At 73.8% G+C, this 25,593-nt stretch carries 3 protein-coding genes; all 3 read left to right on the top strand.

Annotated elements, in window-relative coordinates; genetic code table 11:
- The first annotated feature begins 292 nt into the window (after window positions 1–292).
- On the top strand, window positions 293–6,379 hold the full coding sequence (locus ACFXB5_RS37080; protein WP_385216649.1) for an SDR family NAD(P)-dependent oxidoreductase: 6,087 nt from the start codon (window positions 293–295) through the stop codon (window positions 6,377–6,379).
- A 64-nt stretch (window positions 6,380–6,443) separates the two neighbouring features.
- The gene (locus ACFXB5_RS37075) at window positions 6,444–11,510 is read left to right on the top strand and encodes a type I polyketide synthase (RefSeq protein WP_385216647.1); all 5,067 of its coding nucleotides are present in this window, start codon (window positions 6,444–6,446) and stop codon (window positions 11,508–11,510) included.
- 260 nt (window positions 11,511–11,770) lie between these two features.
- A partial coding sequence (locus ACFXB5_RS37070; protein ID WP_385216644.1) for a type I polyketide synthase occupies window positions 11,771–25,593 on the top strand: 13,823 nt, incomplete at its 3' end.

Below are 25,593 nucleotides of genomic sequence, written 5' to 3'. Positions count from 1 at the left end.
GCGGGCGGCGCCCCCCCCACTCGCCCCCCAGCGACCCCCCCGGACCCGGTCCGAGACCGCGCGGCCGGACGCGCCCCTCGACTGGGAGCGGCTGGCCCCCGGCTTCACCGCCGCCCGGCCGAGCCCGCTGCTGCTGGAGCTGCCCGAGGCGCGTACGGCGCTGGAAACCGAAGGCGGGCGTACGGCCCGTACGGCCGGTGGCGGCGCGGACGAGTCCTCGCTGGCCCAGCGGCTCACGGGGGTCCCGGCGGCGGAGCGCGAGCGGCTGCTGCTGGACCTGGTGCGCTCGGCCGTGGCCGATGTGCTGGGCCACTCCGACGCGGAGGCGGTCGAGGCGGACCGGGCCTTCCGGGACCTGGGCTTCGATTCACTGACGGCGGTGGAGCTGCGCAACCGGCTGAACACCGTGACCGGGCTGCGGCTGCCGCCCACCCTGGTGTACGACTACCCGTCGTCCTCGGCGCTCGCCGCCCACCTCCGCACGGAGATCCTGGGCGAGGAGAGCGCGGCCGGCACGGTGGCCGGTGTGCCGTCCACGGCGGTGGCGGTCGCCGACGATCCGATCGCGATCGTCGGGATGAGCTGCCGCTTCCCGGGCGGTGTGCGGTCGCCTGAGGAGCTGTGGCGGCTCCTGGTCTCCGGGCAGGACGCGGTGACGGGCTTCCCGGCCGACCGCGGCTGGGACCTGGAGGCGCTGTACGACCCGGACTCGGCCACCGAGCACACCAGCTATGTCCGCCAGGGCGGATTCCTGGCGGACGCCGGGGACTTCGACGCGGCGTTCTTCGGCATCTCGCCGCGCGAGGCGCTGGCGATGGATCCGCAGCAGCGGTTGCTGCTGGAGACGTCGTGGGAGGCGTTCGAGCGGGCCGGGATCGATCCGACCACGCTGCGCGGTCAGCAGGTCGGTGTGTTCGCGGGCACCAACGGCCAGGACTACATGTCGCTCGTCCTCCATTCGCCGGACGGCGGCGATGGCTTCATGGGGACGGGTAACGCGGCCAGTGTGATGTCGGGCCGGGTGTCGTACGCGTTGGGTCTTGAGGGTCCGGCGGTGACGGTGGATACGGCGTGTTCTTCGTCGTTGGTGGCGTTGCACTGGGCGATTCAGGCGTTGCGTGCGGGTGAGTGTTCGTTGGCGTTGGCCGGTGGTGTGACGGTGATGTCGACGCCGGGTTCGTTTGTGGACTTCAGTCGTCAGCGTGGGCTGGCTGCTGATGGGCGGATCAAGGCGTTCGCGGCGGGTGCGGATGGCACGGGCTGGGGTGAGGGTGTGGGCATGCTGCTCGTGGAGCGGCTGTCGGATGCCCGGCGTAACGGTCATGAGGTGCTGGCGGTCGTGCGTGGCTCCGCCATCAACCAGGACGGTGCGTCGAATGGTCTGACGGCGCCGAACGGTCCGTCGCAGCAGCGGGTGATCCGGCAGGCGCTGGCGGGTGCGGGGTTGTCGGCGTCCGAGGTGGACGCGGTCGAAGCACACGGCACCGGTACGACGCTGGGTGACCCGATCGAGGCGCAGGCGCTGCTGGCCACCTACGGCCAGGACCGCGAGGAGGGTCGGCCACTGTGGCTCGGCTCCATCAAGTCCAACATCGGGCATACGCAGGCCGCGGCCGGTGTCGCCGGTGTGATGAAGATGGTGCTGGCGCTGCGCCACGGTGTGCTGCCGCCGACGCTGCACGTGGACGAGCCGACCCCGCATGTCGACTGGTCCGCCGGTGAGCTGGAGCTGCTGACCGAGGCGCGGGAGTGGCCGGAGACCGGCCGTCCGCGCCGGGCCGCGGTGTCGGCGTTCGGCATCAGCGGCACCAACGCGCACACCCTGCTGGAGCAGGCCCCGGAGCAGGAGGAGCGCCCGGCCGCCACCCCGGTGGTGGAGCTGCCGACGGTGCCGTGGGTGCTGTCGGGCAAGTCCCCGGCCGCCGTACGCGGTCAGGCCGAACGGCTCCTGGCCCACCTCGGCGGCGAGACCGCACCGGCCGCACCGGCCGCCACCGATGTGGCCTACTCGCTGGCCACGACCCGCGCCGCCCTGGACCACCGGGCCGTGCTCACCGCGGACAGCGGGGGCGGGCTGCCGAGCGGTCTCGCGGCGCTGGCGCGCGGCGAGTCCGAGGTGCCGGGCCTGGTCGAGGGCTCGGTGGCCGGTGGCAAGGTGGCGTTCCTGTTCACCGGGCAGGGCAGCCAGCGGCTGGGCATGGGCCGTGAGCTGTACGACGCCTTCCCGGTGTTCGCGGACGCGCTGGACGAGGTGTGCGCCCACCTGGACGCGCACCTCGAACGGCCGCTGCGGGATGTGCTGTTCGTCGACGACGCGTCCGCGCTGGATCAGACGGGCTTCACTCAGCCTGCGCTGTTCGCGGTCGAGGTGGCGCTGTTCCGGCTGGTGGAGACCTGGGGCCTGAAGGCGGACTTCCTGTCCGGGCACTCCATCGGTGAGCTGGCCGCCGCGCATGTGGCGGGTGTGCTTTCGCTCGCGGACGCCGCGAAGCTGGTGGCGGCGCGTGGCCGACTGATGCAGGAACTCCCGGCCGGTGGCGCGATGATCGCGGTGCAGGCGTCGGAGGACGAGGTGGCGCCGCTGCTCACCGAGCGCGTCTCGATCGCCGCGCTCAACGGTCCGGCCTCGGTGGTCATCGCGGGCGATGAGGACGCGGCGGCTGAGATCGCGGCGGGTTTCGAGGCGCAGGGCCGGAAGACCAAGCGGCTCACGGTCAGCCACGCGTTCCACTCGCCGCGTATGGACGGGATGCTGGAGGCGTTCCGCGAGGTGGCGCAGGGGCTGACCTACGATTCCCCGCGCATCCCGATCGTCTCCAACCTCACCGGGAACGTGGTCTCCGCCGAGGAGATCACCAGCCCCGACTTCTGGGTGCGCCATGTCCGCGAGGCGGTCCGCTTCCTCGACGGTGTCCGCACGCTCGAAGCCCGGGGTGTCACCACATACGTCGAGCTCGGCCCCGACGGTGTCCTCACCGCCATGGCGCAGGACTGCCTGGCCGAGCCCGACGCGGCCGAGCTGCTGCCCGCACTGCGCAAGGGCAGGCCGGAGACCGAGGCGGTGACGGGCGCGCTGGCCCGGCTGTACGTCCGTGGCCTGGCCCCGGACTGGGAGGCGTTCTTCGCCGGTACGGGCGCGCGGAAGGTCGCGCTGCCGACGTACGCCTTCCAGCGCGGCCGCTACTGGGTCGACGCCCAGCTGAGCCTGGACGAGGTGGCCTCGGCGGGGCTCGGCTCGGCCGATCACCCGCTGCTGGGCGCGGCGGTGGAACTGCCCGACGCGGACGCGTATGTGTTCTCCGGGCGGCTGTCGCTCGCCTCGCACGCGTGGCTGGCGGACCACACGGTCGCGGACACGGCGGTGCTGCCGGGCTCCGCGTTCGTGGAGCTGGCGGTGCGCGCCGGGGACCATGTGGGCTGTGCGCTGCTGGAGGAGCTGACCCTGGACGAGCCGCTGGTCCTGCCGGAGCGCGGCGGGGTGCGGCTGCGGGTGTCGGTCGGCGAGCCAGACCGTGAAGGCCGTCGCCCGCTGGGCGTGTACGGGCGTGACGAGCGCTCGGAGGCGGACCGGCCGTGGACCCGGCACGCCGCCGGTGTCCTCGCGCCCGAGGCCCCGGCGGATGGCGGCGCCCAGTCGCTGTCCGTCTGGCCGCCCGCCGACGCGGAGCCGGTCGACACCGATGAGCTGTACGCGGGCATGGCGCGCGCCGGACTGCTGCACGGCCCGGCGTTCCAGAGCCTGCGCCGGGTCTGGCGACGTGGCGAGGAGGTGTTCGCGGAGGTGCGTATCGCGGAGGAGCGGCAGCCCGAGGCGGCTCGCTTCGCCCTGCACCCGGCCCTGCTGGACGGCGCGTTGCAGCCGCTGGCGCTGGGCGCAGGCGGTGCCGCGGTGGCGCGTTCCTGGCGTGGGGTGAGTCTGTACGCGGTGGGCGCCGAGGCGCTGCGCGTACGGCTCGCGCCGACCGAGGACGGCGCGGTGTCGATGGTGGCGGCCGATGAGTCGGGCGCGCCGGTGGCGTCGGTGGACGCGCTGGTGACCGGGGCGCTGGAGGTGGACCGGATCGCCGGTGCTGCCACCTCCGACCGCCATGAGTCGCTGTTCCGTATCGACTGGGCGCCGGTGGCGGCGCCCTCGGAGGCCGCGTCGATGGGCTTCGCCGTCATCGGCGGCGATGAGCTCAAGCTGAGCGTGGCCCTGGAGACGGCCGGGTTCCGTGCCACCGTCCACGACGACCTCGTATCGCTGAACGCGGCGGTCGAGGCGGGCGGGCCCGCGCCGGACACCGTGCTGGTGCCGTTCCCGCCCGAGCCGGGCGCCGCGGAGGGCGGCCTCGCCGCCGGTGCGCACACGGCCACCCACCGCGTCCTGGGCCTGCTCCAGGAGTGGCTGAACGGCGGCCGGCCCGGTGCGGCCCGGCTGGTGGTGGTCACCCGTGGCGCGGTCGCCGCGGCCGGTGACACGGCGGTGGCGGACCTGGTGCACGCCCCGGCGTGGGGTCTGCTGCGGTCCGCGCAGACGGAGAACCCGGGCCAGTTCGTCCTGCTGGACGTGGACGGCGAGGTGTCGTACCCGGCGATCGCGGCGGCACTGGACTCGGACGAGCCCGAGCTGGCGCTGCGCGCCGGGGCGGCGTACGCGCCACGCCTGGCCAGGGCCGAGGCCGCCCCGACCACTGGGACGGCCGGGGCCGTCGATGCCTTGGGGTCCGCCAAGACCGTCGATGTCACCCGGTCCGCCAGTGTCATCGACGCCACCGACGCCACCGAGGTCGTCGACGCCACCGACGTCACCAAGGCCATCGACGCCACCGGGGCAGCTAAGGCCACCGGGGCAGCTAGGGCCACCGGGGCAGCTAAGGCTATCGGCGCCGCCGGGGCCATCCCGGCCATCGGCGCCGCCGACGCCGGCCAGGCCACCGATGCCACCGGGACCGCCAAGGCGATCGACGCCACCGAGGCCATCGGCGCCGCCGGGGCCGCCGGGGCCATCGACCCGGACGGCACGGTACTGATCACCGGCGCCACCGGCGGTCTGGGCAGGCTCTTCGCCCGCCATCTGGCCACCGCGCACGGCGCCCGTCATCTGCTGCTGACCAGCCGCAGCGGCCCCGCCGCCGACGGCATGGCCGAACTGGTGGCGGAGCTCGCCGAGTTGGGCACTCAGGCCACGGTCGCCGCGTGCGACGCGGCCGACCGGGAGGCGCTGGCCGGGCTGCTGGCCGCGATTCCGGCCGACCGTCCGCTGACGGCCGTGGTGCACACCGCGGGCGTCCTCGACGACGGCGTCATCGACATGCTGACGCCCGAGCGGGTGGACACGGTGCTGCGGCCCAAGGTCGACGCGGCCGTCAACCTCCACGAGCTGACCCGCGATCTGGATCTGTCCGCCTTCGTGCTCTTCTCGGCCGCGGCCGGCACGCTGGGCGGCGCGGGCCAGGGCGGCTACGCGGCGGCGAACGTCTTCCTCGACGCCCTCGCCGGCCACCGCCGCGCCACCGGCCGTACCGCGCTGTCCCTGGTGTGGGGCATGTGGGCCGAGGAGCGTGGCATGGGCGGCAGGCTCGGTGAGGCCGACCAGAAGCGGGCGGCGCGCGGCGGGGTGCTGCCGCTGTCCGCGGCGGAGGGGCTCGCCCTGTTCGACGCGGCCCACGCCGTGGCCGACGAGGCGGTCCTGGTGCCCGTACGGCTGGAGATGGCGACGCTGCGCGCCGCCGCCACCACCGGGGAGCTGCCGCCCCTCTACCGCGGCCTGGTGCGCACGCCCGTGCGCCGCGCCGCGGCCGGTGGCCCCGCCGCCCCGGAGGCCGTGGCGGACACCGGCGAGGGCACCCTGGCCCAGCGGCTGGCCGGGCAGTCGGAGGCCCAGCGGCAGCGGACCGTGCTGGATCTGGTCCGCCGTCAGGTGGCCGCCGTGCTGGGCTACGCCTCGAAGGAGCAGGTGGGCGCCGAGCAGGCGTTCAAGGAGCTGGGCTTCGACTCGCTGACCGCCGTGGAGCTGCGCAACCGGCTGAACGCGGCCACCGGGCTGAAGCTGACGGCCACGCTGGTCTACGACTACCCGACGCCGGTGGCGCTCGCGCGCCATCTGCGCCAGGAAGTGGCGCCGGAGGCCGAGGGCCCCGGAGTGCCCGTACTGGAGGAGCTGGAGCGGTTGGAGAACAGCCTGTCCTCGCTGACGCCGGAGGAGCTGGTCTCGGTGACGGCGGACGAGGCCGCGCATGCGAACATCGCCGTGCGCCTGCAGACGCTGCTGGCGAAGTGGAACGACGTGCGTCGCACCGCGGACGACGCCGGGGCGGAAGCCGAGACGGAAGCGTTCGAAGAGGTCAGTGACGACGAGCTCTTCGACTTCATCGACAAGAGGTTCGGTAACGGCTGAAGCGCGGCAGCACCCTCATCCGGACCCCCCGACGATCAAGAGCATTGCGAATAGGTGAACGTCCATGGCGACTGCGAACGAAGCCAAGCTCCGCGAATATCTGAAGAAGGTCACCACCGACCTCACCGCCGCCCACCGGCGGCTGCAGGAGGCCGATGACCAGGCCCATGAGCCGATCGCCATCGTGGGCATGAGCTGCCGCTTCCCCGGAGGTGTCAGCACCCCCGAGGAGCTGTGGCAGCTCATGGCCTCCGGCGGCGAGGCGCAGACGGAGTTCCCGGCCGACCGCGGCTGGGACCTCCAGAACCTGTTCGACTCCGACCCGGACACCCCGGACACCACCTACACCCGCGAGGGCGGCTTCCTGGGCGAGGCCACCCGGTTCGACGCGGCGTTCTTCGGGATCTCGCCGCGTGAGGCCATGGCGATGGACCCGCAGCAGCGGCTGCTGCTGGAGACCTCGTGGGAGGCGTTCGAGCGGGCCGGGATCGACCCCGCGTCCCTGCGCGGCAGCCGGACCGGTGTCTTCGCGGGCATGAACGCCTCCGACTATCTGACGGTGGCGCTCGACGCCGAGGACGACTTCGGCGGCCACCTCGGCACCGGCAACGCCAGCAGTGTCGTCTCCGGCCGGCTCTCCTACGTGTTCGGCCTGGAGGGCCCGGCCGTCACGGTGGACACGGCCTGCTCCGCGTCGCTGGTGGCGCTGCACCTGGCCGTCCAGTCGCTGCGGCTGGGCGAATGCTCGCTCGCCCTGGCGGGCGGCGTCCATGTGATGTCCACGCCGGGTCTGTTCATCGAGTTCAGCCGTCAGCGCGGACTGTCCGAGGACGGCCGCTGCAAGGCGTTCTCGGCGGACGCCGACGGCTTCGGCCCGGCCGAGGGCGTGGGCGTCCTGCTGCTGGAGCGGCTCTCGGACGCCCGCCGCCTGGGCCACAAGGTGCTGGCCGTGGTGCGCGGCTCCGCCGTCAACCAGGACGGCGCGTCCAACGGTCTGACCGCGCCCAACGGCCCCTCCCAGCAGCGCGTCATCCAGCAGGCGCTGGCCAACGCGCGGCTGTCCGCGGGCGATGTGGACGTCGTGGAGGCCCATGGCACGGGCACCTCGCTGGGCGACCCGATCGAGGCGCAGGCGCTGCTGGCCACGTACGGCCAGGACCGGCCCGAGGAACTGCCCCTGCTGCTCGGCTCGGTGAAGTCCAACATCGGCCACACCCAGGGCGCCGCGGGCATCGCCGGGGTCATGAAGATGGTGCTGGCGATGCAGCACGGGGTCGTCCCCGAGTCGCTGCACATCGCCGAGCCGTCCCCGCACATCGACTGGTCGACGGGGAAGATCGCGCTGGTCAGGTCGGTCACGCCATGGCCCGAGACCGGCCGTCCGCGCCGCGCGGGCATCTCCTCCTTCGGCTTCAGCGGCACCAACGCGCACACCATCGTCGAGCAGGCCCCCGCCGAGGAGCCGGGCCCGGTCGAGCTGGTGTCCAAGCACCCCGGTGTGCTGCCGTGGGTGCTCTCCGGCAAGAGCGAGGCGGCGCTGCGCGCCCAGGCGTGGCGGCTGCTGGACCGGCTCCACGACGAACCGGCGCTGCGCACGGTGGACATCGGCCTGTCGCTGGCCACCACCCGCTCCGCGCTGGACCACCGCGGTGTGGTCCAGGGCCGGGACCGCGAGGAGCTGATGGCCGGGCTGACCGCACTCGCCGAGGGCGGCATGGCGGCCGGGGTGGAGCGGGGCGCCGTGGTCGCCGGGCAGACGGCGTTCGTCTTCCCCGGGCAGGGGTCGCAGTGGGTGCGCATGGGCGTGGGGCTGATGGACGCCTCGCCCGTCTTCGCGGCCCACATCGAGGAGTGTGCCGCGGCGCTCGCGGAGTTCACCGACTGGTCGCTGGTCGATGTGTTGCGCGGCGCGGAGGGCGCGCCGTCGCTGGAGCGGGTGGATGTGGTCCAGCCGGTGCTGTTCGCGGTGATGGTGTCTCTCGCGGAGCTGTGGCGTTCGCTGGGCGTCGTCCCGGCCGCGGTGATCGGCCATTCGCAGGGTGAGATCGCCGCCGCGTGTGTGGCGGGAGCCCTGTCGTTGAAGGACGCGGCCCGTGTGGTGGCGCTGCGCAGCCAGGCCATTGGCCGGGTGCTGGCGGGCAGGGGCGGCATGGTGTCGGTGGCGCTGCCGGTTGCGGATGTGCGCGAGCGGATCGCGGTCTGGGGCGAGGAGCGGATCTCGGTGGCGGCGGTCAACGGGCCGTCGTCGGTGGTCGTCTCCGGTGAATCGGCCGCGCTGGACGAACTTCTGGCGTCCTGCGAGGCCGACGAGGTGCGGGCCCGGCGGGTGCCGGTGGACTACGCGTCGCACTCCGCCCAGGTCGAACTGCTCCGCGAGGAGCTGCTGGAGCTGCTGGCCCCCGTACAGCCGAAGAACGCCCAGGTGCCGTTCCTCTCCACGGTGACGGGGGAGTGGGTCGAGGGCCCTGAGCTGGACGCCGAGTACTGGTTCACCAACCTGCGGCGCACCGTTGAGCTGGAGGGCGCGGTCCGGCGGCTGCTGGACGAGGGCTTCGGTGTGTTCATCGAGTCCAGCGCCCACCCGGTGCTGACGATGGGCGTGCAGGAGACCGCCGAGGACGCCGGTGTGGACGCGGCCGCGATCGGGTCGCTGCGCCGTGACGAGGGCGGTCTTGACCGCTTCTGGGCCTCCGTCGGCGAGGCGTGGTCGCGCGGTGTGGCCGTGGACTGGGACGCGTTCTTCGACGGCACCGGCGCGCGCCGGATCGAGCTGCCCACGTACGCCTTCCAGCAGCGGCGCTACTGGCCCGAGGCCGCGCAGCCGCGGACCGCGGGGGAGAGCGGGCACGACGCCGTGGAGGCGAAGTTCTGGTCCGCCGTGGAGGCCGAGGACTGGCAGACGCTGGCCGCCGAGCTGACGGTCGAGGGCGATCAGCCCATGAGCGCCGTCCTGCCCGCCCTGGCATCGTGGCGCAGGCAGGCCCGTGAGCAGTCCACGGTGGACGGCTGGCGCTACCACGTGACGTGGAAGCCGCTCGCCGAGGAGCGGTCCGCGCGGCTGACCGGCGCCTGGCTCGTCGTCGCCCCGGCCACCGAGGACGCCTGGACCGACGCCGTGGCCGGCGTGCTCGCCGAACGCGGCGCCGACGTGACGCGGATCGCCGTGGACACCGCCATCGACGGCCGGGAGGAGCTGGCCGGGCGGCTGCGCACCGCGCTCGCCGAAGCCGGAGCCGGAGCCGGAGCCGGAGCCGAAGCCGGAGCCGGAGCCGGAGCCGGAGCCGGAGCCGGAGCCGAAACCGAGGCCGACGGTGCCGGAGCCGACGGCGCCGCGTTCGCCGGGGTGGTCTCGCTGCTGGCCCCGGCCGAGGGCGCACACCCCGAGCACGCCTCCCTGCCCGCCGGAACGGCCGCCCAGCTCGCGCTGGTCCAGGCCCTCGGCGACGCGGGGATCGGCGCGCCGCTGTGGTGCCTCACACACGGCGCCGTCTCCGTGGGCGGCACCGACCGCCCGGCCGCGCCCGAACAGGCCCTCGTCTGGGGCCTGGGCCGGGTGGCCGCGCTGGAGCACCTGGAGCGCTGGGGCGGTCTGATCGACCTGCCCGACACGCCCGACGAGCGCGCCCTGACCCGGCTGGTGGGCCTCCTCGCCTCCGACGGCGACGACGACCAGGCCGCGATCCGTGCCACGGGCGTCTTCGGGCCCCGCCTGGTGCGCGCCCCGCTGGCCGACACCTCCGCCGTACGGGCCTGGAAGCCGACCGGCACCACGCTGGTCACCGGCGGTACGGGACGGCTCGGCGCACAGGTCGCGCGGTGGCTGGCCCGCAACGGCGCCGACCATCTCGTCCTGGCGAGCCGCAGGGGCCCGGACGCCCCCGGTGCGGTCGAGCTGGAGGCCGAGCTGACCGCGCTCGGCGCCAAGGTCACCCTCGCCGCGTGCGATGTGACCGACCGCGCCGCGCTCGCCGACACCCTCGCGGCCATCCCCGCCGACCAGCCGCTGACGGCCGTCGTGCACACCGCCGCCGTCATCGACGACGGAGTGATCGAGGGGCTGACCCCCGATCAGGTCGAGCGGGTGCTGCGGCCGAAGGTGGACGCCACGCGCCATCTGCACGAGCTCACCCGCGAGCTGGACCTGACCGCGTTCGTGCTGTGCTCGCACTTCTCCGCCACCTTCGGCGCGCCCGGCCAGGGCAACCAGGCGCCCGGCAACGCCTTCCTGCACACCTTCGCCGAGCAGCGCCGCGCCGATGGGCTGCCCGCCACCACGCTGACCTTCGGCCCGTGGGGCGACGGCGCCACGGTGGACGGTGCCGTCGGCGACCGGATGCGCCGCCACGGCATCAACGAGATGGCGCCGGAGCCGGCCACCGCCACGCTCCAGCACGCGCTGGACCGCGACGAGACCGCGCTGACCGTCATCGACATGGACTGGCGGCGGTTCACCCTCGCCTTCACCGCCGACCGGCCGCGTCCGCTGCTGCACGACCTGCCCGAGGCCCGCGAGGTCGTCGAGGAGATGGCCGCGGCCGAGACCGACGACGCGGGCGCCGCCGGTGTGGCCCTGGCCGGGCAGCTCGCGGGCCTGCCGGAGACCGAGCGGGAACGGGTGCTGCTGGATCTGGTGCGCAGTGCGGTGGCCGCCGTGCTGGGCCACTCCGGCGCCCAGGCCATCGAGGCCGGCCGGGCCTTCAAGGAGTTGGGCTTCGACTCGCTGACCGCGGTCGAGCTCCGCAACCGGCTGGGCGCCGCGAGCGGGCTGAAGCTGCCCCCGAGCCTGATCTTCGACCACCCGACCCCGGCCGCCGTGGCCGCCTATCTGCGGGCCGGGATCGCGCCCGACGAGGCGGCCGACGGCACCGCGGTGCTCGAGGAGCTCGACAAGCTGGAGTCCGCGCTCACCGGCACCGCGCCCGACAACATCACCCGGGCCCGGATCACCATGCGGCTGCAGTCGCTGCTGGCGAAGTGGAACGAGTCGGACGGCACGGCGGTCACCGCAGAGCCCGCCGCCGCGGCGGCGCCGGAGCGCCCGGCGAAGGACACGGTGGACGCCGAGCAGCTCCAATCGGCCAGTGACGAAGAGCTCTTCGCATTCATCAACAAGGGCCTCGGAAGGGCTTGACGAGAATTTCGCTATTGACGTCGTATCCGATGTCGGCCAGGATTTTCTCTACCCGTCAATAGAGTTTCAAAATACCGGGTGGCCCCCTATCGCTCCTTGGGTATCCAGGGGGTCATAGGGGGCCTCTAGGGGTTGTTATGAGGGTTAGTTCCTACATAGCCTCTCAGCGAGAAGTCGACTGATTTGGTTGTTGGTTACCGGCTCCCGTTGAGGATCTGTGGAGCATTTCCGATGCCGTCTGCCGTAATTGGATTGCGTAAATGGCGAATGAAGAGACGCTGCGGGACTACCTCAAGCTGGTAACGGCGGATCTGCACCAGACTCGCCTCCGCCTGCAAGAGGCCGAGGCGAAGAACCACGACCCCATCGCCATCGTGGGGATCGGCTGCCGTTATCCCGGAGGCGTTCAATCGCCCGAGGACCTGTGGCGCATCGTCAGCGAGGGCGTCGACGCGGTCAGCGAGTTCCCGCTGGACCGCGGGTGGAATGTCGACACGATGTACCACCCGGACCCGGACCACCCCGGCACCAGCTATGTGCACGAGGGCGGATTCGTCGACGGCATCGCCGATTTCGATCCGTCGCTGTTCGGCATCAGCCCCCGGGAAGCACTCGGCATGGATCCGCAGCAGCGGATGCTGCTGGAGACCTCCTGGGAGGCGTTCGAGCGCGCCGGAATCGACCCGGTCGCGGTGCGCGGCCGGCAGATCGGCGTCTTCGTCGGCACCAGCAATCACGATTACCTGGGCGCGATCCTCAGTTCCCATGAGAACTTCGAGGGCTACTTCGGCACCGGTAACGCCGCGAGCGTCGCCTCCGGCCGCCTTTCCTACACCTTCGGTTTCGAGGGTCCGGCCGTCACCGTCGACACCGCCTGCTCCTCCTCGCTGGTGGCGCTCCACCTCGCCGTCCAGGCGCTGCGCAACGGCGAATGCTCGCTCGCCCTCGCCGGTGGCGCCACCCTGATGTGCGCGCCCGGCGTCTTCGTCGACTACAGCAAGATGCGCGGACTGGCCCTCGACGGCCGCTCCAAGCCCTTCGCCCCGGAGGCCGACGGCTTCTGCCTGGGCGAGGGCGTCGGCATGCTGCTCGTCGAGCGGCTGTCGGACGCCCAGCGCAAGGGCCACCCGGTGCTCGCCGTGGTCCGCGGCTCCGCCGTCAACCAGGACGGCGCCAGCAACGGCCTCACCTCGCCCAACGGCCCCTCGCAGCAGCGCGTCATCCTCCAGGCGCTGGCCAACGCCCGGCTCAGCCCCGACCAGGTGGACGCCGTCGAGGCCCATGGCACCGGCACCGCCCTCGGCGACCCGATCGAGGCGCAGGCACTGCTCGCCACCTACGGCCAGGACCGACCCGAGGGCAAACCGCTGCTCATCGGCTCCATCAAGTCCAACATCGGCCACGCCCAGGCGGGCGCCGGTGTCGGCGGCATCATCAAGATGGTCATGGCGATGCGGCACGGCCAGCTTCCCAAGACCCTGCATCTCACCGAGCCCACCCCGCATGTCGACTGGACGGCCGGGGACGTCGAACTGCTCACCGCCACCCGCGAGTGGGGCAAGGACCCCGAGGGCGCCACCCCGCGCCGCGCGGGCGTCTCGTCGTTCGGCATGAGCGGCACCAATGTGCACACCATCCTCGAGGAGGCCCCGGCCACCGCGGCCCCCGTCGGACACGCCGAGGGCGGCGAGCCGCAGTGGGCCGAACCGCCCCTCGTCCCGGTCGTGCTGTCCGGCAAGAACGAGCAGGCGCTGCGCGCCCAGGCGCTCCGGCTGCGGACCCATCTGGCCGCCCACCCCGGCCACCGCCTCGCCGACATCGGCTACTCCCAGGCCGTCACCCGCGCCGCCCTCGACCGCCGCGCCGCGGTCGTCGCCGCCGACCACGACGAGCTCCTCGCGGGCCTCGACGCGCTCGCCGAGGGCCGCCACCACCCCGAGGTGACCGAGGGTCTCGCCGCCGAGGGCAAGGTCGCGTTCCTGTTCACCGGGCAGGGCAGCCAGCGGCTCGGCATGGGCCGTGAGCTGTACGCGGCCTACCCGGCGTTCGCCGAGGCCCTGGACGCGGTCTGCGCCCAGCTCGACCGCTTCCTCGACCGGCCGCTGAAGGACGTGCTGTTCGGCGACGACGCCGCCACGCTCGACCGGACCGGCTACACCCAGCCCGCGCTGTTCGCGGTCGAGGTGGCCCTCTTCCGCCTCGTCGAATCCTGGGGGCTGCGGCCCGACTTCCTCTCCGGCCACTCCATCGGCGAGCTCAGCGCCGCCCATGTGGCCGGGGTGCTCTCGCTCACCCACGCCTCCGCCCTGGTGGCCGCGCGCAGCCAGCTGATGCAGCAACTCCCCACCGGCGGCGCGATGATCGCCGTGCAGGCGGCGGAGGACGAGGTGACGCCGCTGCTGACCGAGCGGGTGTCCATCGCCGCCATCAACGGCCCGACGTCGGTCGTCATCGCCGGTGACGAGGGCGCGGCCGTGGAGATCGCGGCGGGCTTCGAGGCGCAGGGCCGCAAGACCAAGCGGCTCACCGTGAGCCACGCGTTCCACTCCCCGCACATGGACGGGATGCTGGAGAACTTCCGTCAGGTGGCCGAGCGGCTGACCTACGAGGCTCCGAAGATCCCGATCGTCTCCAACCTCACCGGCACCCTGGTGAGCGCCGACGAGATCACCACGCCCGAATTCTGGGTCCGCCACGTCCGCGAGGCCGTCCGCTTCCTCGACGGCGTCCGCCGCCTCGAGGACCACGGCGTCACTACCTTCGTGGAACTCGGCCCCGACGGGGTGCTCTCCGCCATGGCCCAGGAGTGCGTGAGCGGCGGCCGGAACCGCACCTTCGCCTTCCTGCCCGCCCTGCGCTCCGGCCGCCCCGAGGCCCGCACCCTGAGCAACGCGCTCGCCCAGGCCCATGTCCGCGGCCTGCCCGTGGACTGGGCCAGGTACTACGCGGGCACCGGCGCCCGCCGCGCCGAGCTGCCCACCTACGCCTTCCAGCGGCAGCGCTACTGGCCCGCCAACCCCTTCTCGTACGGTGTCGACTCGGCCGCCGCCGAGGCCGCCGCACCGGCCGTGGCCGACGCCCGGTTCTGGGAGGTCGTGCACAGCGAGGACCTGCCCGCCCTGGTCGAAACCCTCGGCCTCGACGGCGACCAGCCCCTCAGCGAGGTGCTGCCGGTCCTGTCCGCGTGGCGCCGGCAGAGCCACGTCGACACCACCGTCGACAGCTGGCGCTACCGCGTCACCTGGACACCGCTGCCGCAGACCCCGGACAAACCGCTCACCGGCACCTGGCTCGTGGTCACCCCCGAGGGACACGCCGACGACCCCTGGGTGGCGGAGCCGCTGCGGCTGCTGGCCGAACGCGGCGTCACCGTCCACCGGATCGACGTCGACGGCACCACCGCCGAGCGAGCCGACCTCGCCGAGCGGATCCGCGCCACCCTGAGCCCGGACCCGGCGGCCCCGGCCCCGGCCCCGTCCTTCGACGGTGTGCTCTCCCTGCTCGGCCTGGACCAGCGCCCGCACGACCGGCACCCCTCGCTCACCGCCGGACTCGCGGGCACCCTCGCCCTCGTCCAGGCCCTCGGCGACGCCGACCTCGACGCCCCGCTGTGGGCCGCCACCCGCGGCGCGGTCTCCGTCGGCCGCTCCGACCGGCTCACCAGCCCCGAACAGGCCCAGATCTGGGGCCTGGGCCGCACCGCCGCCCTCGAACACCCCGAGCGCTGGGGCGGCCTGATCGACCTGCCCGAGACCGCCGACGACCGCGCCCTCGGGCGGCTCGCCGACATCCTCGCCGGGCCCGACGGCATCAGCGGCGAGGACCACCTCGCCATCCGCCCGCAGGGCATCCACGCCCGCCGGCTGGCCCGCGCCCCGCACCACGAGACCACCGAGGACGGCTGGACCACCCACGGCACCGCGCTGATCACCGGCGGCACCGGCGCCCTCGGCGGCCATGTCGCCCGCTGGCTCGTGGCCCACGGCGCCCAGCACATCCTGCTCACCAGCCGCCGTGGCCCCGACGCGCCCGGCGCGGCCGAGCTGCGGGACGAACTCACCGCCCTCGGCGCCCAGGTGACCGTCGCCGCCTGCGACATGGCCGACCGCGACGCCCTCGCCGGGCTGCTGGCGACCGTCCCCGCGGACCTCCCGCTGACCACGGTCGTCCACGCCGCCGGAGTGCTGGACGACGGGGTGCTCGACGCCCAGACCCCGCAGCGCATGGCCGATGTGCTGCGCGCCAAGGCCGACTCCGCCCGCCATCTGCACGAGCTCACCCGCGGTCTCGACCTGTCCGCCTTCGTGCTCTTCTCCTCCATGGCCGCCACCTTCGGCGCCGCCGGACAGGCCAACTACGTGGCCGCCAACGCCTACCTCGACGCGCTCGCCGAACAGCGCCGCGCCGAGGGCCTGCCCGCCACCTCGATGGCCTGGGGCGCCTGGGCCGACGGCGGCATGGCCACCGACGAGCTGGTGGCCGAGCGGCTCCGGCAGTCCGGGCTGCCCGCCCTCGCCCCCGAACCGGCCACCGCCGCCCTGGGGGCCGCGCTCGACCTCGACGAGACCTTCTCCCTCGTCGTGGACATCGAATGGAACCGCTTCGCGCCCGGCCTCGCCGGCCACCGCCCGAACCCGCTGCTCGCCGACCTCTCCGAGGCCAAGCGCGCGATCGAGGTGGCACGCACCGCCACCGGCGGCCCCGCCATCCCCGGCCGGCCCACGTCGCTGGCCCAGCGGCTGACCGACGCCGGAACCGACGAGGAACGCGACCAGATCGCCCTGGACTTCGTCCGCACCCAGGTGGCCGTCGTCCTCGGCCACCCCGGGCCGGACTCGGTGGAGCCCAGCCGCGCCTTCCGCGACCTCGGCTTCGACTCGCTGACCGCGGTCGAGATCCGCAACCTGCTGTCCACGCTCACCGGGCTGAAGCTGCCCGCCACCATCATCTTCGACTACCCCACCCCGATCGCCCTCGCCGACCACCTCCAGGCCGAACTCATCGGCTCGCGCCCGGCCGTGACCGGAGCGTCGTCGGTGGGCGTGGCCCTGGACGACGACCCCATCGCGATCGTCGGCATGAGCTGCCGCTTCCCCGGTGGTGTGCGGTCGCCTGAGGAGCTGTGGCGGCTCCTGGCGTCCGGCCAGGACGCGGTGACGGGCTTCCCCGCCGACCGTGGCTGGGACCTGGAGGCGCTGTACGACCCGGAGGGCGCGGGCGAGCACACCAGCTACGTCCGCGAGGGCGGATTCCTCGCCGACGCCGCCGAGTTCGACCCCGTCTTCTTCGGGATCTCGCCGCGTGAGGCGCTGGCCATGGACCCGCAGCAGCGGTTGCTGCTGGAGACCTCGTGGGAGGCGTTCGAGCGGGCCGGGATCGACCCGACCACGCTGCGCGGCCAGCAGGTCGGCGTGTTCGCCGGTACCAACGGCCAGGACTATCTGCCCGTGATCCTCTCCGCCCCCGATGGTTCGGAAGGCTTCATGGGGACGGGTAACGCGGCCAGTGTGATGTCGGGCCGGGTGTCCTACGCGTTGGGCCTGGAAGGCCCGGCGGTGACGGTGGACACGGCCTGCTCTTCGTCGTTGGTGGCGTTGCACTGGGCGATTCAGGCGTTGCGTGCGGGTGAGTGTTCGTTGGCGTTGGCCGGTGGTGTGACGGTGATGTCGACGCCGGGTTCGTTTGTGGACTTCAGTCGTCAGCGTGGGCTGGCTTCTGATGGGCGGATCAAGGCGTTCGCGGCGGGTGCGGATGGCACTGGCTGGGGTGAGGGTGTGGGCATGCTGCTCGTGGAGCGGCTGTCGGATGCCCGGCGTAACGGTCATGAGGTGCTGGCGGTCGTGCGTGGCTCCGCCATCAACCAGGACGGTGCGTCGAATGGTCTGACGGCGCCGAACGGTCCCTCGCAGCAGCGGGTGATCCGGCAGGCGTTGGCGGGTGCGGGGTTGTCGGCGTCCGAGGTGGACGCGGTCGAGGCCCATGGCACGGGCACCAAGCTGGGTGACCCGATCGAGGCGCAGGCGCTGCTCGCCACCTACGGCCAGGAGCGGGAGCCGGAGCAGCCGCTGTGGCTCGGCTCCATCAAGTCCAACTTCGGCCATACGCAGGCCGCGGCCGGTGTCGCCGGTGTGATGAAGATGGTGCTGGCCATCCAGCACGGACTGCTGCCGCGGACCCTCAACGTCGATGAGCCCACCCCGCATGTGGACTGGTCGGCGGGCGCGGTGTCGCTGCTGACCGAGGCGCGGGAGTGGCCGGAGACCGGCCGTCCGCGCCGGGCCGCGGTGTCCTCGTTCGGCATCAGCGGCACCAACGCGCACACCATCATCGAGCAGGCCCCGGTGTACGCGGACGAGACCGAGGACACGGCGCCCGCCGCCGCGCCCCGGTCCGGCTCCCCCGCCACCTGGGTGCTCTCGGCCAAGTCCCCCGAGGGCCTGCGCGACCAGGCCGTACGGCTGCGCGCCCACCTCGACGAGCGGCCCGAGCTGGACCTCACCGACGTGGCGTGCACGCTCGCCACGCGCCGTACCGCCTTCGAGGAGCGCGCGGCGCTGGTGGCCGATGACCGGGACGGGCTGCTGTCCGGCCTGGCGGCGCTCGCCGAGGGACGGGGCACGCCCAAGCTCGTCAAGGGCTCGGTGGCCGGTGGCAAGGTGGCGTTCCTGTTCACCGGGCAGGGCAGCCAGCGGCTCGGCATGGGCCGTGAGCTGTACGAGACCTTCCCGGTGTTCGCGGACGCCCTGGACGAGGTGTGTGCCCACCTGGACACGCACCTCGAACGGCCGCTGCGGGACGTGCTGTTCGGCGACGACGCCGAGGCGCTGGATCGGACCGGCTTCACCCAGCCCGCGCTGTTCGCCATCGAGGTGGCGCTGTTCCGGCTGGTCGAGGCATGGGGCCTCAAGGCCGATTTCGTCTCCGGGCACTCGATCGGTGAGCTGGCCGCCGCGCATGTGGCCGGTGTGCTCTCGCTCGCCGACGCCGCCAAGCTGGTGGCGGCCCGTGGCCGTCTGATGCAGGCGCTTCCGGCCGGTGGCGCGATGATCGCCGTCCAGGCTTCCGAGGACGAGGTCACGCCGCTGCTGACCGAGCGGGTCAGCATCGCCGCGCTCAACGGGCCGTCGTCGGTGGTCATCGCGGGTGATGAGGACGCGGCCGGGGAGATCGCGGCCGCGTTCAAGGCGCAGGGTCGTAAGACCAAGCGGCTCACCGTGAGCCACGCGTTCCACTCTCCGCGTATGGACGGGATGCTGGAGGCGTTCCGCGAGGTGGCCGAGGGGCTGATCTACGAGGCCCCGCGTATCCCGATCGTGTCCAACCTGACGGGCGAGCTTGTCTCCGCCGAGGAGATCGCGACCGCCGACTTCTGGGTGCGCCACGTCCGCGAGGCGGTCCGCTTCCTCGACGGTGTGCGGACGCTGGAGGCGCGGAACGTCACCACGTTCATCGAGCTGGGCCCCGACGGTGTCCTCACCGCGATGGCCCAGGAGTGTGTGACCGACTCCGCGGCGGACGCCGCGTTCGTCTCCGCGCTGCGCAAGGGCCGCCCCGAGGGTGAGGCGCTCGCGAAGGCCGTCGCACGGGCCCATGTGCGTGGCGTGGCGGTGGACTGGGCGGCCTACTACGCGCGTACCGGCGCCGCGCAGGTCACGCTGCCCACGTACGCCTTCCAGCGGCAGCGCTACTGGCCGAAGGTCTCGTCGCTGTTCCTCGGCGACGTGGCCGCGGTCGGGCTGGGCGAGGCCGGGCATCCGCTGCTCGGCGCCAGCGCCGAACTGCCGGACGCGGACGGGATGCTGTTCACCGGACGGCTGGCGCTGTCCACGCACCCGTGGCTCGCGGGTCACACCATCCTGGACACGGTGCTGCTGCCCGGCACCGCGTTCGTGGAGCTGGCGATCCGCGCCGGTGACCAGGTCGGCTGCGACTACCTGGAGGAGCTGACCCTCGAGGCACCGCTGGTGCTGCCCGCGCGGGGCGGCGTCCAGCTGCGGCTCTCGGTCGGTGCGGCCGACGAGACGGGCCGCCGCCCGCTGTCGCTGCACTCCCGGCTGGAGAGCCTGCCCGCCGAGGAGCCGTGGACCCGGCACGCCGCCGGTGTCCTGGCGTCCGGCGGCCGTCCGGAGGCGTCGTTCGAGCTGAGCGCGTGGCCCCCGGCGGACGCGACCGAGGTGGAGCTGGACGGCCGCTACGAGGGCCTGCTGGACATCGGCTTCGCCTACGGCCCCGCGTTCCAGGGGCTGCGCAGGGCGTGGCAGCGCGGTGGCGAGGTGTTCGCCGAGGTGGTGCTGGACGAGGAGACGGCCGAGGGGGCCGCCGCGTTCGGGCTGCACCCGGCGCTGCTGGACTCCGCCCTGCACGCCATCGGCATGGGCGGCCTGGGCAACACGGGCGGCGAGGGGCGGCTGCCGTTCGCCTGGACCGGCGTGTCGCTGTACGCGAGCGGCGCCTCGGCGCTGCGGGTGCACCTGGCCCCCGCGGGCACCGACGGTGTCCGGCTGGAGATCGCCGACACCACCGGCGCGCCGGTCGCGGCCGTCGAGACGCTCGGGCTGCGCCCGGTCTCGGCCGAGCAGATCCAGAGCGCGCGCACGGCCTACCACGATTCGCTGTTCCGCCTGGAGTGGGCGACCACGGCCGGGCTCGCCGACGCGGCCGGGGCGGATGTTCCCGCCGACGGCCGGTGGGCGGTGCTGGGCGCCGATCCGCTCGGGCTCGGGACCTCGGCGTACGGGGACCTGGAGACGCTGGCCGGGGCGGTCGCCGCGGGCACCGCGCCCGTGCCCGAGTACGTCGTCGTGTCGCCGTCCGCCGAGGTCGGTGAGCAGGTGGCCCGTGCGGCGCACCGTGCCGCCGCCGCGGCGCTCTCCGTCGTCCAGCGGTGGCTGGAGGAGGAGCGGTTCGGGGACGCCCCGCTGGTCGTGGTGACCCGTGGCGCGGTGGCCGTCGAGGACGACGAGCCGGTGGCGGATCTGGCCGGTGCGGCCGTCTGGGGTCTGCTGCGCTCGGCGCAGTCGGAGAACCCGGGCCGCTTCGTGCTGGTGGACACCGACGGCGCGGACGAGTCGCTGCGGGCGCTGCCCGCCGCTCTGGCCTCGGACGAGCCGCAGCTGGCGATCCGCGCGGGCGCGGTGTCCGTGCCGCGGCTGGCACGGGTGGCCGTCGAGCCGGAGGGCGACGACGCCCGGGGTCTCGACCCCGAGGGCACGGTGCTGGTGACCGGCGCGTCCGGTTCGCTGGGCGGTCTGGTGGCCCGGCATCTGGTGGCCGAGCGTGGCGTACGGCAGCTGCTGCTGGTGAGCCGTCGCGGCGACCAGGCCCCGGGTGCGGAAGAACTCGCCGCTGAATTGGTCGAGTTGGGGGCCACGGTCAGCTGGTCGGCGTGTGATGTGGCGGACCGGGACGCGCTCGCCGCGACCCTCGCCACCGTCCCCGTCGAGCATCCGCTGACGGCGGTCGTGCACACCGCAGGCGTGTTGGACGACGGTGTGATCGGCTCGCTCACCCCCGAGCGCGTCGACCGCGTCATGCGCCCCAAGGTGGACGCGGGGTGGAACCTCCATGAGCTGACCCGCGAGCTGGACCTGACCGCCTTCGTGCTGTTCTCGTCCTCCTCCGGTGTGTTCGGCGGCCCGGGGCAGGGCAACTACGCCGCCTCCAACGCCTTCCTGGACGCCCTCGCCCGCCACCGCGCCGCCCAGGGCCTGCCCGCCACCGCGCTCGCGTGGGGTCTGTGGGCCGGGGCCGGTATGGGCAGCACCCTGGACGAGGCCGACATCGCCCGGATGCGGCGCGCCGGACTGCCGCCGCTGCCGGTGGCCGAGGGCCTCGCGCTGCTCGACACCGCGCTGACCGTCTCCGAGGCGTCGCTGGTGCCGATGCGGGTGGACATCGCGGCCCTGCGCACCCAGGCCGCCGGCGGCGCGGTCTCGCCCCTGTTCCGCGGTCTGGTGCGGATCCCGGCACGGCGCGCGGTGGACGCGGTCGCGGCGGGCGGCGAGTCCGGCCTGGCCGGGCGGCTCGCCGGGCTGTCCGAGCCCGAGCAGGAGCGGCTGCTGCTGGATCTGGTCCGGGCGCAGGTGGCCACCGTGCTCGGCTACGCCGGTGCGGAGACCATCGGTTCCGGCCGGGCGTTCAAGGAGCTGGGCTTCGACTCGCTGACCGCCGTAGAGCTGCGCAACCAGCTCAACACGGTCACCGGGCTGCGGCTGCCCGCGACACTCATCTTCGACTATCCGGACCCGCAGGTCCTGGCCCGCCATCTGCGCACCGAGCTCGTCGGCGCGCAGTCCCCGGTGGTGCACACGCCGGTGCCGGTCGTGGCCGCCACCGACGACGAGCCGATCGCCATCGTGGCGATGAGCTGCCGCTACCCCGGCGGGGTCACCACCCCCGAGGAGCTGTGGCAGCTGCTCGCCGCGGGCGAGGACGGCATCTCCCGCTTCCCGGACAACCGTGGCTGGGACCTCGAGGCACTCTACGACCCGGACCCGGAGACCCAGGGCACCTCCTACGCCCGCGAGGGCGGATTCCTGCACGACGCCGCCGAGTTCGACCCGGCGTTCTTCGGGATCTCGCCGCGTGAGGCGCTGGCGATGGACCCGCAGCAGCGGCTGCTGCTGGAGACCTCGTGGGAGGCGTTCGAGCGCGCCGGTATCGACCCGCTGTCCGTGCGCGGCAGCAGGACCGGTGTGTTCGCGGGCGTCATGTACCACGACTACGGGTCCCGGCTGCACGCCGTCCCCAGCGAGGTCGAGGGCTACCTCGGCACCGGCAGCTCCAGCAGCGTGGTGTCCGGTCGCGTGGCCTACACCTTCGGTCTGGAGGGTCCGGCCGTCACGGTCGACACGGCCTGCTCGTCGTCGCTGGTGGCGCTGCACCTGGCCGCGCAGGCGCTGCGCCAGGGCGAGTGCTCGCTGGCGCTGGCCGGCGGTGTCACGGTGATGTTCACCCCGGGTACGTTCATCGACTTCAGCCGCCAGCGCGGACTGGCCAGGGACGGCCGCTGCAAGTCGTTCGCGGCCGCCGCCGACGGCACCGGCTGGGGCGAGGGCGCGGGCATGCTGCTTTTGGAGCGGCTGTCGGACGCCCGTCGACACGGCCATGAGGTGCTGGCGATCGTGCGCGGCTCGGCCGTCAACCAGGACGGCGCGTCCAACGGTCTGACCGCGCCCAACGGCCCGTCCCAGCAGCGCGTCATCCGTCAGGCCCTCGCCAACGCCCGCCTGACCACCGGTGAGGTGGACGTGGTCGAGGCGCACGGCACCGGCACCACCCTGGGCGACCCCATCGAGGCGCAGGCGCTGCTGGCCACCTACGGCCGGGAGCGGGACGCGGAACAGCCGCTGTGGCTGGGCTCCGTCAAGTCCAACCTGGGCCACACCCAGGCCGCCTCCGGTGTCGCCGGTGTCATCAAGATGGTCCTGTCGATGCGGCACGGTCTGCTGCCGCGGACGCTGCACGTGGACGAGCCGTCGCCGCATGTGGACTGGTCGGCGGGCGCGGTGTCGCTGCTGACCGAGGCGCGGGAGTGGCCGGAGAGCGGCCGTCCGCGCCGGGCCGCGGTGTCTTCGTTCGGCATCAGCGGCACCAACGCCCACGCCATCATCGAGCAACCGCCCGCCGTCGAGCCGAACGAGCCCGCGGCGGAGCCCGAGGCCCTGCCGTACGTGCCGGTGCTGCTGTCGGCCCGTACCGAGGACGCTGTGCGGGCCCAGGCGCGGCGGCTGCGCTCGCGGATCGCCGCCGAGCCCGGGGCCTCCCTCACCGACCTGGGGTTCTCGCTCGCCACGACCCGCGCCGCGCTGGAACACCGCGTCGCCCTGGTGGCCGAGGGCCATGACGAGGCGCTGGGCGCGCTGGACGCGCTGGCGCGCGGTGAGCACCCGGCGCAGGCGCTGCGCGGGACGGCCACCGAGGGCAAGGTGGCGTTCCTGTTCACCGGTCAGGGCAGCCAGCGGCTCGGCATGGGCCGTGAGCTGTACCGGACGTTCCCGCGCTTCGCGGAGGCGCTGGACGAGGTGTGCGACGCGCTGGACCCGCACCTCGAACGGCCGCTGAAGACGGTGCTGTTCGGGGAGGATGCCCAGGCCCTGGACCGCACCGCGGTCACCCAGCCCGCGCTGTTCGCCGTCGAGGTCGCGCTGTTCCGGCTGGTCGAGGCGTGGGGTGTGAAGCCGGACTACCTGTCCGGCCACTCCATCGGAGAGCTGGCCGCCGCGCATGTGGCGGGCGTGTTCTCGCTCGCCGACGCGTGCGCGCTGGTCGCGGCCCGTGGCCGGCTGATGCAGGAGCTGCCCGCCGATGGCGCGATGATCGCCGTTCAGGCGTCCGAGAGCGAGGTGGCGCCGCTTCTGAACGAGCGCGTCTCGATTGCCGCCCTCAACGGCCCGAACTCCGTGGTCATCGCGGGCGACGAGGACGCGGCGACGGAGATCGCGGCGGACTTCGAGGCGAAGGGCCGTAAGACCAAGCGGCTCACGGTCAGCCACGCCTTCCACTCGCCGCAGATGGACCCGATGCTCGCGGACTTCCGCAAGCTGGCCGCGTGCCTGACCTACAGCGCCCCGAAGATCCCGCTGGTGTCCTGCCTCACCGGCACCGTGGTCTCCGCCGAAGAGGTCCGCCTGCCGGAGTTCTGGGTGCGCCACGTCCGCGAGTCCGTCCGCTTCGTCGACGGCGTCCGCACCCTGCGCGAACAGGGCGTGACGACTTATCTGGAGCTCGGCCCGGACGGGGTGCTCTCCGCGATGGGCGAGGACTGCCTCGCCGGGACGGAGACCGGGAACGGGACCGGGACCGGGACCGGGACCGACGGCGGTGTGAACACCGACGCGGTGTTCGTCCCCACCCTGCGCGGTGGCCGCCCCGAGGCCCAGGCACTCGCCACCGCCCTCGCCCACGTCCATGTCCGCGGCGCGGTCCCGGACTGGGCGGCGGTCTACGGCGGGCGCGGCGCCCGCCGCGTGGAGCTGCCCACCTACGCCTTCCAGCGCCAGCGCTACTGGCTCGACGTGGGCATCTCCGTCGAGGACGTGATCTCCGCGGGCCTCGACACGGCCGACCACCCGCTGCTGGGCGCGGCGGTGGAACTTCCCGACACAGGTGGCTTCGTGTTCACCGGGCGGCTGTCGCTGCTCACCCACCCCTGGCTGGCCGACCACGCCGTCATGGACACCGTGCTGCTGCCCGGCACCGCCTTCGTGGAACTCGCGCTGCGCGCCGGTCACGAGGCGGGCTGTGACACGGTCGAGGAGCTGACCCTCCAGGCCCCGCTGGTCCTGCCCGAACAGGGCGCCGTCCAGCTGCGGCTGGAACTCGCGGCGGCCGACGAGACCGGGCGGCGCCCGCTGACCCTGCACTCCCGCCGGGAGGACGTGCCCGCCGACGAGCCGTGGATCCGCCACGCCACCGGCTTCCTCGCCCCGGGCGAGCAGGTGAGCGACGCCGAGCGGGTGGACCTGAGCGCCTGGCCCCCGGCCGACGCGACGGCCCTCGCCACCGAGGAGTTCTACGAGGGCGCGGCCGCCGCCGGACTCGGCTACGGCCCGGTCTTCCAGGGGCTGCACACCGCCTGGCGGCGCGGCGACGAACTGTTCGCCGAGATCCGGCTGCCCCAGGGCTTCGAGCCCCAGGCCGCCGCGTACGGGGTGCATCCGGCGCTGCTGGACGCCGCCCTGCACACCCTCGGCCTCGACCAGGAGGGCGAGGGCGGCGAGGGGGCGCGGCTGCCGTTCGCCTGGACCGGCGTACGGCTGCACACCGGCGGTGCCGCATCGCTGCGCGTACGGCTGCGGCCCGGCGCCGACGGGGTGTCGCTGCACCTCGCCGACGGCACCGGCGCCGCCGTGGCCACTATCGACGGCCTGGTGCTGCGCCCGCTGGCGGCCGAGCAGCTGGACGCCTCGCGGGCCGGGCACCACGAGTCGCTGTTCCGCCCCGAGTGGGCGGCCCTGTCCGCGCCCGCCACCGACATCCCGCTCGGCGAGCGCTGGGTGACCCTCGGCGCCCCCCCCGGCTTAACCCGCGCGCGCGGTCTCGCGGGCGGCCACCCCGCGCACTCGCGGCGGGCGGCCCCCCC

The organism is Streptomyces sp. NPDC059455, assembly GCF_042750115.1.
GTDB lineage: Bacteria > Actinomycetota > Actinomycetes > Streptomycetales > Streptomycetaceae > Streptomyces > Streptomyces endocoffeicus.
Note: the sequence above shows the minus strand (reverse complement) of the source record. Positions and strands in the feature narration are given on the sequence as shown.

What these genes read in the sequence shown, in the direction of transcription:
- ACFXB5_RS37075 (WP_385216647.1), top strand. Translation starts at nt 6,444, where the DNA reads ATGGCGACTGCGAACGAAGCCAAGCTCCGCGAATATCTGAAGAAGGTC.